The sequence below is a fragment of the Dietzia sp. B32 genome (genome assembly GCF_024732245.1).
In the GTDB taxonomy this organism is placed as follows: domain Bacteria; phylum Actinomycetota; class Actinomycetes; order Mycobacteriales; family Mycobacteriaceae; genus Dietzia.
Map to the genome: position 1 here is coordinate 3,138,545 of NZ_CP093845.1, position 13,836 is coordinate 3,152,380.

The following is a 13,836-nucleotide window of genomic DNA, read 5'->3' on the forward strand; positions in this document are numbered from 1 at the left end:
TCTCAGGGCTCTCCGGCCCCGTCGCGGCGTGTCGCGGGCACCCCGAGCGGCGGGTAGCGGGCCGGGCCCGATCGCGTCAGGCGCCGCAGCGCAGGATCGCCATGGCGACCGCGTCCAGGCCTTCCGTCGGACAAAGATCCGCGGTGAGGCGTCGCGGCCCCGACGTCCACTCGACATGCGCGGTCCGCACCGGAGCACCGAATGCGATGGTCACCAGTCCCCCGACGCCCGGTGTCCCGTCCGACTCCAGGGCGCCGACGCCGACCGTCTCGACACCCACCACCTCTGCGACGGTGGCAGGCCCCGGAGCGGGGATGAGCCTCACGTCGATCCGGGTCCCGTCGAAGGCGCCGACCCATACCGCGAACGTTCCCGTCCCGTCCGCGCGGAGATCCAGGGTGTATCCGTGCGCGAACCACGACCCCGTCTCCTCCACGAGGTTCGCCGGCACCGGGACCGGCGTCACCACGGGGGCCGGCGAACCGACCGGGCGTGCCGGGCTCGGAGCGGACGCGGTTGCCGGATTCACCGCCCCCACCGCGAGCACACCGGCGACGAACAACGACGCCACCGCGCGGAATACAGACGTACGGCTCTCCGCGCTTTGTGTGCCGATATCGGTCCTCATGGGCTTACCGTATTCCCACGAGTCACACATCTCGATGCAGAGATTGCGTCGATCCGGTCACTAACGCGCAACGACCGGGCTAGAAGTTGGTACACGCCGGGGACGCACGCACCGTCCCATGACAGGACCGCGCGGGCCCGCGGACCCGCCCGTCGACAAGGAGTCGTCCCATGACACGACCAACAACCCGAAGCGGGGTGAAGCCCCGGGAGACGTTCTCCCGTCGCTCCGTCTTCGTCTTCGCCGCCATCGGCTCCGCCGTCGGCCTGGGCAACATCTGGCGATTCCCCTTCGTCGCCTACGACAACGGTGGCGGCGCCTTCCTGCTGCCCTACCTGGTGGCGCTTCTCACCGCAGGTCTCCCCTTGCTGTTCTTCGACTACGCCATCGGTCACCGCTTCCGCGGATCCGCCCCGCTGAGCTTCCGACGGATGAACCGGTTCGCCGAACCCATCGGGTGGATCCAGGTCCTGGTCTCCTTCGTCATCGCCGTCTACTACGCGGTCATCATCGCCTGGGCTGCCAGCTATGCCTGGTTCTCGCTCGATGAGCGGTGGGGCTCCACCTACGAGGAGTCCGCGACCTTCTTCGCCGAGGACTTCCTCCGCGCGGGCAGTGGGTTCGGCATCGATTTCGTACCGGGAATCGCGATGGTCCTGGTCGTGGTCTGGGCCGTGACGCTCGGCGTCCTCCTCGCCGGCGTCCAGAAGGGCATCGGACGCACCGCGATGTTCTTCGTCCCGCTCCTCGTGGCACTGTTCGCAGCCCTGGTGGTCCGCTCCCTCTTCCTCGAGGGGGCGCTGGACGGGCTCAACAACTTCTTCACGCCCGACTGGGGAGTGCTCACCGAGCCGTCCGTGTGGATCGCCGCCTACGGTCAGATCTTCTTCTCCCTCTCGGTCGGCTTCGGCATCATGCTGACCTACTCGTCCTACCTCAAGCGCAAGACCAACCTCACCAGCTCGGGCCTGGTCGTCGGGTTCTCCAACTCGGCGTTCGAGGTCCTCGCCGGCATCGGCGTCTTCGCCACGCTCGGCTTCCTGGTGACCACGTCGGCGGGAGCCGGCTGGGATGACGTCGGAGGCGGCCCGGGCCTGGCCTTCATCGCCTTCCCCGCCCTCATCTCGCAGATGCCGGGCGGCCCGATCTGGGGCGTCGTCTTCTTCGTCTGCCTCATTCTGGCCGGGCTCACCTCGCTCATCTCGATCGTCGAGGTGGTCATCTCCTCCTTCCAGGACAAGATCGGGTCCTCGCGCACCGCGGCCACGCTGGCGGTGGGCGTCCCGATGGCGGCCGTCTCCCTGCTGCTCATGCCCACCGAGACCGGACTGCAGAACCTCGACATCCTCGACAAGTTCGTCAACAGTCTGGGCATCGTCGGTATCTCGCTCATCGCGTTGGTCGTGGTGATCTTCGGCATGCGACTCGCCCCGCAGTTGCGCGACCACCTCAACTCGGTGTCCTCGTGGAGGGTGGGCACGTTCTGGATCGTGTGCCTGGCCGTCATCACGCCGCTCGTACTCGGTTACTCCCTCATCCGCGAGATCATGACCCTGATATCCGAGCCCTACGAGGGGTACGAGGCGTCCGTCCTCGGAGTCTGGGGTTGGGGCATGATCGCCACGATCCTCGTCCTCTCGGTGGTCCTGTCCGTCCTGCCCTGGCGCGGGTCCCGTCAGCTCGACGGACCCCCGCCGGTCGACGACGATCCCAGCGACTTCGCCTACGAGGAGGGCCTCACCCCTCCCGCCGCCGACCGCCCGTCCGGTGCTACGGCGTCCCCGCGCAAGACCAAGGAGGCCTGAGCCATGGATGCTCCCGCGATCATCATGATGGTCCTGTTCCTGCTCGTGATCTGGGGCGGTCTCGTCGCCAGCATCGTCCACTACGTGGGCCACCCTGACGGGGTCGACGAGGGTGCCGTCCGAGAAGCGGCGGAACGCGAGCGGGGCTGACCCCACCCGTCTGCTCCCCCGGCCCCGGTTCCGCCCACGGACCCGGGGCCGGGCTCGTAGACGCCGGGCTCGTTGACGCCAGGCTCGTTAACTACGTCCCCATCTCACGGCCGGACGGTGGGAAACCGCCTGGCACTCCTCGTGCGGGGCGGCGCCGCAGTAGCGTGTGGCCATGGACACCGACAACCCCGCCACCGCGACCGACTCCCCCGCAGCCGACCCCGCCGGACAGGCTCCCGAGGAGATCCGTCACCTCATCCAGCAGTGGAATCGTCTCGACGAGCTGCTCGCCGGGCTGAAGAGGGGCGACTGGACCGCGCCGACCGCTCTCCCGGGGTGGACGGTCCGCGACGTGGTGGCGCACGTGGCGGGCACCGAACACATGCTCGCCGGTGAGTCAGTCCCCGACGTCGAGCTGCCCGCGTCGACGAGCGGGTACGTCCGCAATCCCATCGGGGAACTCAACGAGAAGTTCGTGCAGGAGGCCCGGCCGCTGGCGATCGAGGACGCCTTCGAGGACTTCCGCGACGTCGTCGCCGAGCGTACGGAGCAGCTCTCCGAGATGACCGCCGCAGACCTCGAGGCCGACACCGACTCTCCCGTCGGCCGCGTACCGTACCGGCGCTTCATGGGAGTGCGGGTCTTCGACTGCTGGATCCACGAGGACGACATCCGGCAGGCCATCGGAATGCAGCACGGCCTCGGCGGCGACACGGGTCGGTTCGCGGTCGGGGAGATCCTGCGGGCCCTCCCCCGGATCGTCGGCAAGAAGGCCGGCGCGCCGGACGGCGCCCGCGTCCGGTTCCGCGTCACGGGCGACGGCGGGAACGATCTGCCACTGGCCACCGACGTCGTCGTGGACGGACGCGCGGCCCTCGTCGACGTCGACGACACGGTGCAGCCCACCGTCGAGCTGGTCTTCGACACCCCGACCTTCGTCCGCGCGACGACCGGCCGGATCACCGCCGAACCGGGCAGCGGCGTGGGGATCAGCGGCGACGAGACCCTGGGCCGCGCGATACTCGGGTCGTTGGCCTTCACCATCTGACCGGCGGTCTCCCTTGCCCTCACCGCACATCGTGGTCATGGGCGTCTCCGGTGCCGGGAAGACGACCGTCGCCCGTGCTATCGCCGAACGCGCGGGTTCGCCGTTCCTCGACGCCGACGATCTGCATCCGCCCACGAACCGTCGGAAACTGGGCGCCGGCGAACCACTCGGCGACGATGACCGCGCGCCCTGGCTGGCCGCGGTCCGCGACCGCATGCGGGATCGCGACCATCCGGCGGATTTCGGCTCCGGGCTCGTCGTCGCGTGTTCGGCGCTGCGCCGTACCTATCGGGATGTGCTGCGGGATGTCGGCCGTCCGGTGTTCTTCGTCGAACTCGGCGCCGATCCGGAGCTCATCGCGGCCCGCCTCGCCGCCCGCCGTGGGCATTTCGCCTCCCGCCGGATCCTGGCGTCCCAGCTGGACGACCTGGAACCGCTCGAGCCCGACGAGAACGGGATCGTCTGCCCGATCTCCCTGCCCGCCGCCGAGATCGCCGAGGAGTGCCTGGCTGCGCTCCGGAAACGCCGTGGTGCGCCCGGGGAGACTTGAACTCCCACGTCCGTAGACACTGGAACCTAAATCCAGCGCGTCTGCCAATTCCGCCACGGGCGCGTCACCCGGGGGTACCGGGCGAGATGAGTTTACCCGGTGGTCAGCGGTACCGTGGAGGCGTGTCCGACACCCTGGGTTCCCACGCGACCGGAAGTGCAGCCGCTTCCGTGGATCCGGCGCCGACCAAGGTCAGGCACCGCCCGGCGTGGATCGCGTTCGTGGTCCTGGGCGCGATCTTCTGCATGGGGATGGGTCTGTGGCAGCTCGCCCGCTACCAGGAGGCCAGCGGCACCGTCCAGAACCTCGGCTACACGTTCATGTGGCCGTTCCTTGCCGGCTTCCTCGTCTACGCCTACCTGAAGTACGTTCGGATGGAGGCCCGTGAGGACGACTGGGCCTCCGCGTCGGCGGGTGCCGCAAACGGACCGGGTTCCGACGACGAGGACGACGACGAGGTCGACCACCGCGCGGCCGACCTGCCGGCCGCCGGGAAGGACCGAACGGGCCGGGACCGCTTCGGTGTCATGACGGAGATCCCCGCAGACCTGCTCCCGACGCGTCGGCCCGCCCGCGACGAGGGGGCCCGGGACGAGGGCCTGGACGCCTACAACGCCTATCTCGCCGAGCTCGCCCGGAAGGACCGGGCCGACGGTACCCACCAGGAGAAGCCTGCTTCATGACCGCCTCGACCACCACGCCGACCGACAACCGCAAGCCGGACCCGGGCGGGAAGATCGCGGGCGCCCTCAAGCGCTACCGCGTGCTCGCCTGGATCACCGGTGTATGGCTGCTGGTGCTCACGGTGGAGATGATCTACAAGTACCTCATCCTGGACAGCTCGTCGGACGCCCCGGAGTGGTTCACCTACATCGGCCAGGCGCACGGCGTGTTCTACATCCTGTACCTGTTCATGACGCTCGACCTGGCGATCAAGGCCCGCTGGCCCGCGGTTCGGACCCTGCTCACCGCTCTGGCGGGGACGATCCCGTTCCTGTCGTTCTGGTTCGAGCACAAGCGCACCCGCGACGTCCACGCCGAGTACGCGGTCTGACCCTCCCCTCATCGACAAGGACGTTCCGCACACTCCCCTCTCGGACGACGTGTGCGGAACGTCCTTCTCGTCGGGGTGCGGTGCCGAGGGGCTGTAGCGCTGTATCTCTGTCAGGCTGTGTTGCTGGCGGGCCGCGGAGACCTCAGCCGCGTTCGGCCAGCGCGCGCAGCGCCGGGACCAGTGCACGCAGGGCGCGGCCGCGGTGCGAGTCCGCGTCCTTCTCCTGCGGGCTGAGCTCGGCGGCCGCGCGGTCGGACCCCTCGGGCAGGAACAGGGGGTCGTATCCGAACCCGCCCTCCCCTCTCGGCTCCCGCAGCACGCGGCCCGGCCAGCGGCCCTCCTCGACGACCTCGCCGGGCAGGCCCGGACCGACCAGGGCGCACGCCGAGACGAACGCCGCTCCCCGGCGCTCGTCCGGGACGTCGGACAGCTGCGCGAGCAGGAGAGCGTTGTTGGCGGCGTCGTCACCGTGGCGCCCCGACCAGCGTGCAGAGAGCACCCCGGGCATCCCGCCCAGTGCATCCACCGCCAGGCCGGAGTCGTCCGCCAGGCACGGCAGGCCTGTGGCCCGGGCGCCGGAGCGGGCCTTGATCAATGCGTTGTCCGCAAAGGTGGCGCCGTCCTCGGGCTCCTCCGGGAAATCCGGCACCTCATCCAGCCCCACCGGCTCGATGCCGACGATCCCCGCCGATTCCAGCACCCGGCGCAGCTCGGCCAACTTCTTGGCGTTGCGGCTCGCGACCAACAGACGGACGGTCACGACTACCGCCCCCGGTTCCGCGCGGCCGGCGGCGAGGGCAACTCGCCCGGGTACGGCGCCGCGAGGGCCTCACGCTGCATCTCGAACAGTCGCTCGCAGCCGGCCTGCGCCGAGTCGAGCATCGCGTCCAGCACGTCACGGCCGAACGCCGCCCCCTCGGCTGTGCCCTGGACCTCGATGAGCTTGCCGCCGTCGGTGCACACCACGTTCATGTCCACCTCGGCCCGCGAGTCCTCCTCGTACGGCAGGTCGCACAGCACCCGGCCGTCGACCACGCCGACGCTCACCGCGGCGACGGCCCCGGTGAGCGGGTTACCGGTGACCGCGCCCTTGGACTGAAGCCACGTGACCGCGTCCGCCAGCGCCACGTACGCGCCGGTGATCGCCGCGGTCCGTGTCCCACCGTCTGCCTGCAGCACGTCGCAGTCCAAGGCGATCGTGTTCTCCCCCAGCGCGGACAAGTCGATGCAGGCGCGCAGCGAGCGGCCCACCAACCGGCTGATCTCGTGGGTGCGTCCGCCCACCTTGCCGCGGACCGACTCCCGGCCCGAACGCTCATGGGTCGCGGCCGGCAGCATCGCGTACTCCGCCGTCAGCCATCCCAGGCCCGAACCCTTGCGCCACCGCGGCACGCCCTCGGTGACGCTGGCCGTACACATGACGCGGGTCTGCCCGAAGGTGACGAGGACCGACCCCGCCGGGTGCGAGGTGAACCCCCGCGTGATGGTCACGTCCCGCAGGTCGGCGTCGCCGCGTCCGTCTGCTCTGCTGCTGTTCGATGAGGTCACGACCGCCGATCCTAGCCGCGCCGCGCCCCCGTCGACCGACTGCTAGACGGTGATCCGCAGATCCGGCTCCGCCAGCAGGATCTCACCGGCGAACTCGACGGCCGCCTCAGCGCGTACCGCCTCACGGTCCACCCACGGAGGGATGTGGGTCAGCACGAGTCGACCCACGCCGGCGCGGTGCGCTGTCAGCCCCGCCTCGGCCCCCGACATGTGGATGCCCGGCGGGCGTCCCTCCTCGTGCGTCCAGGACGCCTCACAGAGTAGGACGTCCGCGCCACCGGCGAGCTCGACCAGGGCGTCGCAATAGGCGGTGTCCCCGCTGTACGCAAGGACCCGGCCGCTACGGGAGGTCAGGCGCATCCCGTACGACTCCGGCGGATGCTCCACCCGGTCGGCCCGCACGCGCAGGGCCACCTCGTCGTCGTCGCCCCTCATCGCCACCTCGGGGGTGACATCCCACGTGGCCACCTCGAACGTGTCCGACAGGTCATCGACCGTCCCCGGTTCCTCCGCCGACGCCACACCGATCCGGTAGGCCGTCCCGGACGGCCCGACCAGCGGCACCCTGCCCGCGCCCTTCGCGCCGGGGCCGAAGCGCCGCAGCACCAACAGGCTCGGGACGTCCAGGCAGTGGTCGGCGTGGAGATGGGACAGCAGGACCGTCGCGTCCTCAGGGGCCACGTGCCGCTGCAGCGCTCCGAGGACACCGGGACCCATGTCGATCACCACGGGAGCCAGCCCGTCGACCTCCACCAGATACCCGGACGCCGGCGAGGTGGGTCCGCCGATACTTCCCGAGCACCCGAGGACAGTCAGAAACATGGGCACCATCGTGCCACGCCGCCCCACGCGTCGTGGGGTTCGTGCCCCTGCGCGCGACGCGCGTCACCGCCCATCAGGACGTTCCCGCCCGCCCGACGGACACCATGCCGGGTCCCAGGAACCGGGACGCCACCCTCCGGAAGGCGTCGGGATCGCCGGTGACGAGGTATTCGTGGGTCGCCGGGTCCGCCGGGTCGTGGGGCCGCAGCAGGTCCTCCGCGGTGAGGACGCGCAGCACGTCCTTGGCGGTCTCCTCCGCGCTCGAGACCAGCGTGACGTGATCCCCCGCCGCCAGCTGCACCACCCCGGACAGCAACGGGTAATGGGTGCAGCCCAGCACCAGGGTGTCGACGTCGGCGTCGCGTATCGGGGCGAGATACGCCTCCGCCAACCCGAGTACCTGACGGCCACTGGTGATGCCGCGCTCGACGAACTCCACGAACTTCGGACACGCCACCGAGGTGAGCTCGATCCCGGCGGCCGCGGCCACCGCGTCGTCGTACGCCCGGGACGCGACCGTCGCGCGCGTGGCGATGACCCCGATCCGGCCCGACCTGGTGGTGGCCACCGCGCGTCGGGCGGCCGGCTGGATGACCTCCACCACCGGCACCGGGTAGCGCTCGCGGGCGTCCCGGAGCATCGCCGCCGACGCGGTGTTGCACGCGATCACCAACGCCTTCACCCCGCGGTCGACGAGCTGGTCCGCCACCGCCAGGGCATGGGCACGGACCTGAGCCAACGGCAGCGGGCCGTACGGTCCGTTGGCGGTGTCACCGACGTAGACGACCGACTCGTCGGGCAGTTGGTCGACGATCGCCCGGGCCACCGTCAGTCCACCGGCGCCCGAGTCGAACACCCCGATGGGAGCCTGCGGGTCGCGGTGCGTCACCTCCGCGGCCCGGCGGACCACCGCGGCTGCGCGGCGGGTTGCGGCTGCGGCCTCCGGTCACGCTTGAGCCCGTACGCCGACGCCACGCCGCCGATCGCGCCACCGAGATGCCCCTGCCAGGACACGCCGTCCAGCATCGGCGACAGGCCCGCCAGCGCCTCGAGCCCGTAGTAGAAACCGATGACCAGGCCGATCACCAGGTGCAGGATGCGCCGGGAGAAGAAGCCCCGGACGATGACGTAGAAGATGTAACCGAACACGATTCCGGAGGCCCCGATGTGGACGGTGCCGGCGCCGCCCAGGAGCCAGGACACCACCCCCGAGATCAGCCACGAGACGAGCGTGACGCTCACCAGCGGTCGGATCCCGGACAGCGCGATGATCGAGCCCAGGACGAGCAGGGCGATCGAGTTGCCGATCAGGTGCGCCCAGTCCCCGTGCAGCAACGGCTGGAACACAATGCCGAGCAGCCCGTCCGTCGCCAGCGGCTGGACTCCGTACCCGTCGAGGGTCTGCTGGGGTCCGACCGCCGCTATGAGCACCTGGTCCGCCGCCTCGACCACCCACATCAGGGCGACGAACGACCACAGCAGGACCAGAGCGGGCCACCGCCGCGGTCCCGGGGCGGCCGGCCGGGTCGAGTCGGTGCCCGGCCACGGGGAACGGGGGTCTCGGTTCACGGTGTTCTCCTCATCGCCCGTCGTCTCACTGCCCGTCGTCTCGCTGCCCCTCGTCCCGCTGCCCGGTCCATCACCCGTCCAGAGCCGTGCACAGGGAGTCCTGCATGAAGGTCAGCCAGTGGTACACATCCAGCTGGGCGGACCGGGGATCGTCGTCAGGAACGTACTCGGGGATGTCGGTGGCGGCGGTCCCGTCGGACGAGCCCGCCTCCAGCAGAACAGCGCCCAGTCCCAGTCGCACGTCGTTGAGGCAGCGCATCCAGGAATTCGCCTGCTCGAGGGTCAGCGACACGGTCCCGCCGCGCGAGGGCAACGAGCGCAGCACCGCGCCCGCGCAGTCGAGCTTGGCGTCGATGATCGCCGGCTCGTGGATCATCCGCATGCCCGAGTTGTGGGCCCGCGCCACGGCTGCCCGGTCCGCGTCGGAGCCGTCCACCCGGTCGGCGGCCTCGGGGCGGTGGAAGTCCGGCAACAACCGCGCCAGTGGCGCCTCGGCGGGGACCTGCGAGTGACCACTGCGCATCCCGGTGATCTCGGCCAACTCGTCGCGGGGCGCGGAATCCCGGCGCTGCTCCAACATGTCCACCACGTTGGAGACCAGGGCGTGCAGAATCTGCACCTCGTGGCTCTCCATGACCGACTTGATTCGGGCCCCGCCCAGGGACGACTTGCGCTGCCAGGCCTTCACCGCCTCACGCCTCCCGCTGCATCGTGGCCCACAGTCCGGCCTCCTGCAGCTTGCGGACGTCGCTCTCCACCTTGTCGCGGCTACCGGACGACACCACGGCCCGACCGTCGTTATGGACCTTGAGCATCAGGTCATGCGCCTTCTCCCTGCTGTAGCCGAACACCCGCTGGAACACGTACGTCACGTAGCTCATCAGGTTGACCGGGTCGTCCCAGACCACGGTGAGCCAGGGGTTGTCCACCCCGCCGTCGAGGTCCGCGTCCGCGGACTCCACGGGCGCGGCCGACGGCATCGCCATCACGGGGGCGGTGCTCCGGACGGCCGCAAGCGGTGTCGTCACAGGGTGCATGGAACCCAGGATACGGATTCCGGCCGGGTCGGCCACGCCGTAGAGTCGGCCCGGTGACCCCGCCGACACCCTCCCACGTCACGCCCCCCGCGGGGCGGCCGTCCACCGCCCTGCTCACGGACAAGTACGAGCTCACCATGATCCGGGCGGCCCTCGCGGACGGCACCGCCGACCGGCCCTGTGTATTCGAGGTCTTCGCCCGACGCCTGCCCTCGGGCCGGAGGTACGGGGTGATCGGCGGCACCGGACGACTCCTCGAGCGAGTGGCGGACTTCCGGTTCGGCGACGAGGAGATCGAGGCGCTCGCGGACTCGCTCGACGAGCGCACCACCGCCTGGCTCCGCGACTTCCGATTCACCGGTGACGTCGACGGCTACCCCGAGGGAGAGCTGTTCTTCCCGGGCTCGCCCGTGCTGAGTATCCGGGGCGGGTTCGCCGAGTGTGTGGTGCTCGAGACCCTCGTCCTGTCCGTCCTCAACCACGACAGTGCGATCGCCTCCGCCGCCGCACGGATGACCTCGGCCTCCGGCGGCCGCCCGATCATCGAGATGGGGTCCCGTCGCACGCACGAGGAGGCGGCGGTCGCCGCCGCACGCGCCGCGTATCTCACCGGGTTCGACTCCACCTCCAACGTGGAGGCGACGCGCCGGCACGGGGTGCCGTCCGCCGGGACGTCCGCCCACTCCTTCACTCTGCTGCACACCGGCCCGGAGGGCCCAGACGAGGCGGCGGCGTTCCGTTCGCAGGTGAAGACCCTCGGTGTGGACACCACCCTGCTCGTGGACACCTACGACATCACCCGCGGCGTGGATACGGCGATCGAGGTGGCCGGGCCCGGACTCGGCGGCGTCCGTATCGACTCCGGGGACCTGGGCGTGCTCGCCCGGCAGGTCCGGGGGCAGCTGGACGCCCTGGGCGCCCGCAACACCCGGATCGTGGTCTCGGGCGACCTCGACGAGTACGCGATCGCCGCGCTGCGCGCGGAGCCGGTCGACGTGTACGGCGTCGGGACACGGCTCGTGACCGGCTCCGGCGCCCCGACCGCCGGCATGGTCTACAAACTCGTGGAGGTCGACGGGATACCGGTGGCCAAGCGCTCCGCGCAGAAGGAGTCCCTGCCCGGCGCCAAGCGGGCGGTCCGCCTCCACCGCCGCACCGGCACCGCTGTCGAGGAGGTACTGATGCCGTGGTCCGGTAGCGCTCCCGACGAGCCGGGCCTCGAGAAGCGCGACCTCGTGATCCCGCTCATCCGGGGCGGCGAGCCCGTCCCCGGGTTGCCCACCCTCGAGCAATCACGCGCCCACCACGCCACCGTGATGGTGTCCCTGCCGTGGGAGGGGCTCGCACTGAGCGAGGGCGACCCCGCCATCCCCGTGAGGGTCATCCCCCCGGCCGCCCGCTGAGCGGCCGGGCGCAGTGTCCGGCCGGGCGCACTGTCCGGTCGGGCGCACTGTCCGGCCGGGCGCAATGTCCGGCCGGGCCGCTAGGGTATCCGCGTGACCGACTCGCTTCCCCCCGTCTCCGAGCTGCTCTCCACCGCGGTGGAGAGCCTGGGCGGGAGCGAACGCACGGGCCAGGTGACGATGGCCGAGGCCGTCGGCAATGCGCTCGCCACCGGTGAACACCTCGCCGTCCAGGCCGGCACGGGTACCGGCAAGTCCCTGGCCTACCTGGTCCCGGCACTACGCCACGCTGTGGCCACCGGCAATACCGTGGTGGTCTCCACGGCCACCATCGCACTGCAGAACCAACTGGTCGACCGCGACCTGCCGCGGTTGTCCAAGGCGCTCCGCCCGGAACTCGGTGTCAGCCCCTCCCACGCGATCCTCAAGGGCCGGGGCAACTACCTGTGCCTGCACCGGGTGAGCACCGGACCGGTCGACGAGGCCGATCCCGAGGAGATCGAGACCGAGGAACTGTTCGACCTCCCCCTCGGAGGTGAGTCCACGGCTGCGCGCACCCCGCGCGAGACCTCGCCCCGGGACACCGGTCCGAGCTCATGGCTGGGTCGTGAGATCGCACGACTGCACGACTGGGCACAGGAGACCGACACGGGCGACCGTGACGACCTGCCCCGTGGCGTCTCCGACGCGGCGTGGCGGCAGGTGTCGGTGACGAGCCGGGAATGCCTGGGGCAGGTCTGCCCCGAGTTCTCCGAGTGCTTCGCTGAACTGGCACGCCAGGAGGCCGGCCGCGCCGACGTGGTGGTGACCAACCACGCCCTGCTCGCGATCGACGCGATGACGGACGTCTCCGTCCTGCCCGAGCACGACGCGGTGGTGATCGACGAGGCCCACGAGCTCTCCGACCGGGTCACCGGCGTGACCACCGCAGAGCTGACCGGCGCCGCGGTTATCCAGGCCGCGCGCCGGGCCGCCAAGCTCGTCGACCAGCAGACGGCGGACCGTATGGTCGCTGCCGGGGAAGGCCTCGCGACGCTGCTGGAGATCTGCCCCGAGGCACGGTGGGACCTCATGCCCGAGGGTGCCGACCTCGCACTGGCCGCCGTCCGCCACACCGCCGAGAACTGTCGCAGCGCGGTGCCCGGCCCGAAACCGGGCGAGGCCGCCGGAGACCCACAGGGTGCGTCCGACCGCCAGAAGACCCTCGCGGCGTTGGACGAGATCACCGACGCCGCGGACCGCATCCTCTCGTCCTTCGAGAGGCCGGTCACCGAACGGCTGGAGATCGTGTGGATGAGCGTGGAGGAACGGCGGGGACGGATCCTGCGCGTCGCTCCCCTGTCGGTCGCCGGACTCCTCCGAGCCCGACTGTTCGCCGAGTCCACGGTGATCCTCACCTCCGCGACCCTCACCACGGGCGGGAAATTCGACGGCCTCGCCGCGACGTGGGGACTGCCGCCCGCCTCGTCGGCGCGCCCGGACACCGCGAGCGCGGTGGCGCTCGAGCCCCCCTCCGACGACGACGCCGGCTCGTTGCGCTGGACGGGCCTCGACGCGGGATCTCCGTTCGACTACCGCCGCAACGGCATCCTCTACGTGGCATCGCACCTGCCCGCGCCGGGCCGGGAGGGCCCGTCACCCGCGGCGGAGGAGGAACTGGTCGACCTCATCACCGCAGCCGGGGGCCGCACGCTCGGGTTGTTCTCGTCGATGCGGGCCGCGAAGGCCGCGGCCGAACTCCTCCGCGACGCACTCGACACCCCCGTCCTCTGCCAGGGAGAGGACTCGACGGCCAACCTCGTCGCGAAGTTCGCCGAGGACGAGGAGACGACGCTGGTCGGCACCCTCTCGTTGTGGCAGGGCGTCGACGTCCCCGGGCGGACCCTGTCACTGGTCGTGATCGACCGCATCCCGTTCCCCCGTCCGGACGACCCGCTGCTCTCGGCGCGTCAGCGTGCGGTGGCGGCCCGCGGGGGGAACGGATTCCTCGCCGTCGCCGGTAACCACGCCGCCCTCCTGCTCGCCCAGGGCGTGGGCCGACTCCTGCGGCGCACCGAGGACCGTGGCGTGGTGGCGGTGCTCGACTCCCGCCTGGTCACCGCCCGGTACGGCGGATACCTCCGCGCCTCCCTGCCGCCCTTCTGGCAGACCACCGACAAGGACGTCGTGATCGGCGCTCTGGAGCGCCTGCGCGACGCCTGAACGACTCGGGCCGGTGGTCG

At 70.9% G+C, this 13,836-nt stretch carries 16 protein-coding genes and 1 tRNA gene; 8 read left to right on the top strand and 9 right to left on the bottom strand.

Going from position 1 to position 13,836, the window contains the following annotated elements; genetic code table 11:
• Positions 1 to 76: 76 nt before the first annotated feature.
• Positions 77 to 628: a hypothetical protein gene (locus L8M95_RS14820; RefSeq protein ID WP_260486854.1), complete on the bottom strand. Its 552-nt coding sequence runs from the start codon at positions 626 to 628 to the stop codon at positions 77 to 79.
• A gap of 170 nt (positions 629 to 798) precedes the next feature.
• On the opposite strand from L8M95_RS14820, the gene L8M95_RS14825 reads away from it, so the two are divergent.
• From L8M95_RS14825 to L8M95_RS14840, 4 genes are all read left to right on the top strand, one after another.
• Positions 799 to 2,433: a sodium-dependent transporter gene (locus tag L8M95_RS14825; protein ID WP_260486855.1), complete on the top strand. Its 1,635-nt coding sequence runs from the start codon at positions 799 to 801 to the stop codon at positions 2,431 to 2,433.
• Between the two features lie 3 nt (positions 2,434 to 2,436).
• Positions 2,437 to 2,583 carry a methionine/alanine import family NSS transporter small subunit gene (locus tag L8M95_RS14830; RefSeq protein ID WP_260486856.1) on the top strand — a complete coding sequence of 49 codons (147 nt, stop codon included), beginning with the start codon at positions 2,437 to 2,439 and terminating at the stop codon, positions 2,581 to 2,583.
• 172 nt (positions 2,584 to 2,755) lie between these two features.
• The gene (locus L8M95_RS14835) at positions 2,756 to 3,631 is read left to right on the top strand and encodes a maleylpyruvate isomerase family mycothiol-dependent enzyme (RefSeq protein WP_260486857.1); all 876 of its coding nucleotides are present in this window, start codon (positions 2,756 to 2,758) and stop codon (positions 3,629 to 3,631) included.
• A gap of 13 nt (positions 3,632 to 3,644) precedes the next feature.
• Positions 3,645 to 4,181: a gluconokinase gene (locus tag L8M95_RS14840; RefSeq protein WP_260486858.1), complete on the top strand. Its 537-nt coding sequence runs from the start codon at positions 3,645 to 3,647 to the stop codon at positions 4,179 to 4,181.
• On the opposite strand, the gene L8M95_RS14845 is transcribed toward L8M95_RS14840, so the two are convergent.
• Positions 4,160 to 4,244, bottom strand: a tRNA-Leu gene (locus L8M95_RS14845). The two genes, L8M95_RS14840 and L8M95_RS14845, sit on opposite strands and share 22 nt — an antisense overlap.
• 59 nt (positions 4,245 to 4,303) lie before the next feature.
• Between L8M95_RS14845 and L8M95_RS14850 the strand changes: the two genes are divergently transcribed.
• Positions 4,304 to 4,864, top strand: coding sequence for a hypothetical protein (locus tag L8M95_RS14850; protein ID WP_260486859.1), 561 nt, complete (start codon positions 4,304 to 4,306; stop codon positions 4,862 to 4,864).
• Positions 4,861 to 5,235, top strand: a complete 375-nt coding sequence (locus L8M95_RS14855) for a DUF3817 domain-containing protein (RefSeq protein WP_260486860.1) — start codon at positions 4,861 to 4,863, stop codon at positions 5,233 to 5,235. The genes L8M95_RS14850 and L8M95_RS14855 overlap by 4 nt, the downstream gene beginning before the upstream one ends.
• Before the next feature lie 142 nt (positions 5,236 to 5,377).
• Here the strand turns inward: L8M95_RS14855 and L8M95_RS14860 are convergent, their stop codons facing one another.
• The 7 genes from L8M95_RS14860 to clpS all read right to left on the bottom strand — a co-directional run bounded on the left by L8M95_RS14860 (position 5,378) and on the right by clpS (position 10,211).
• Positions 5,378 to 5,995, bottom strand: a complete 618-nt coding sequence (locus L8M95_RS14860; protein ID WP_260486861.1) for a non-canonical purine NTP pyrophosphatase — start codon at positions 5,993 to 5,995, stop codon at positions 5,378 to 5,380.
• Between the two features lie 2 nt (positions 5,996 to 5,997).
• Positions 5,998 to 6,783, bottom strand: coding sequence for a ribonuclease PH (rph, locus tag L8M95_RS14865; RefSeq protein WP_260486862.1), 786 nt, complete (start codon positions 6,781 to 6,783; stop codon positions 5,998 to 6,000).
• A 42-nt stretch (positions 6,784 to 6,825) separates the two neighbouring features.
• Positions 6,826 to 7,605 carry an MBL fold metallo-hydrolase gene (locus L8M95_RS14870; RefSeq protein ID WP_260486863.1) on the bottom strand — a complete coding sequence of 260 codons (780 nt, stop codon included), beginning with the start codon at positions 7,603 to 7,605 and terminating at the stop codon, positions 6,826 to 6,828.
• A gap of 73 nt (positions 7,606 to 7,678) precedes the next feature.
• Positions 7,679 to 8,494: a glutamate racemase gene (gene murI / locus L8M95_RS14875; RefSeq protein ID WP_260486864.1), complete on the bottom strand. Its 816-nt coding sequence runs from the start codon at positions 8,492 to 8,494 to the stop codon at positions 7,679 to 7,681.
• Positions 8,491 to 9,174 carry a rhomboid family intramembrane serine protease gene (locus tag L8M95_RS14880; protein WP_260486865.1) on the bottom strand — a complete coding sequence of 228 codons (684 nt, stop codon included), beginning with the start codon at positions 9,172 to 9,174 and terminating at the stop codon, positions 8,491 to 8,493. Before L8M95_RS14880 ends, murI begins: the two co-directional genes overlap by 4 nt.
• Positions 9,175 to 9,244: 70 nt before the next feature.
• Positions 9,245 to 9,862: a DUF2017 domain-containing protein gene (locus tag L8M95_RS14885; protein WP_260486866.1), complete on the bottom strand. Its 618-nt coding sequence runs from the start codon at positions 9,860 to 9,862 to the stop codon at positions 9,245 to 9,247.
• 4 nt (positions 9,863 to 9,866) lie between these two features.
• Positions 9,867 to 10,211, bottom strand: coding sequence for an ATP-dependent Clp protease adapter ClpS (gene clpS, locus L8M95_RS14890; protein ID WP_396118975.1), 345 nt, complete (start codon positions 10,209 to 10,211; stop codon positions 9,867 to 9,869).
• A 53-nt stretch (positions 10,212 to 10,264) separates the two neighbouring features.
• On the opposite strand from clpS, the gene L8M95_RS14895 reads away from it, so the two are divergent.
• On the top strand, positions 10,265 to 11,614 hold the full coding sequence (locus L8M95_RS14895) for a nicotinate phosphoribosyltransferase (protein WP_260486867.1): 1,350 nt from the start codon (positions 10,265 to 10,267) through the stop codon (positions 11,612 to 11,614).
• Between the two features lie 93 nt (positions 11,615 to 11,707).
• A complete protein-coding gene (locus tag L8M95_RS14900) occupies positions 11,708 to 13,816 on the top strand; it encodes an ATP-dependent DNA helicase (RefSeq protein WP_260486868.1) in 2,109 nt (702 codons plus the stop codon).
• Positions 13,817 to 13,836 lie beyond the last annotated feature (20 nt).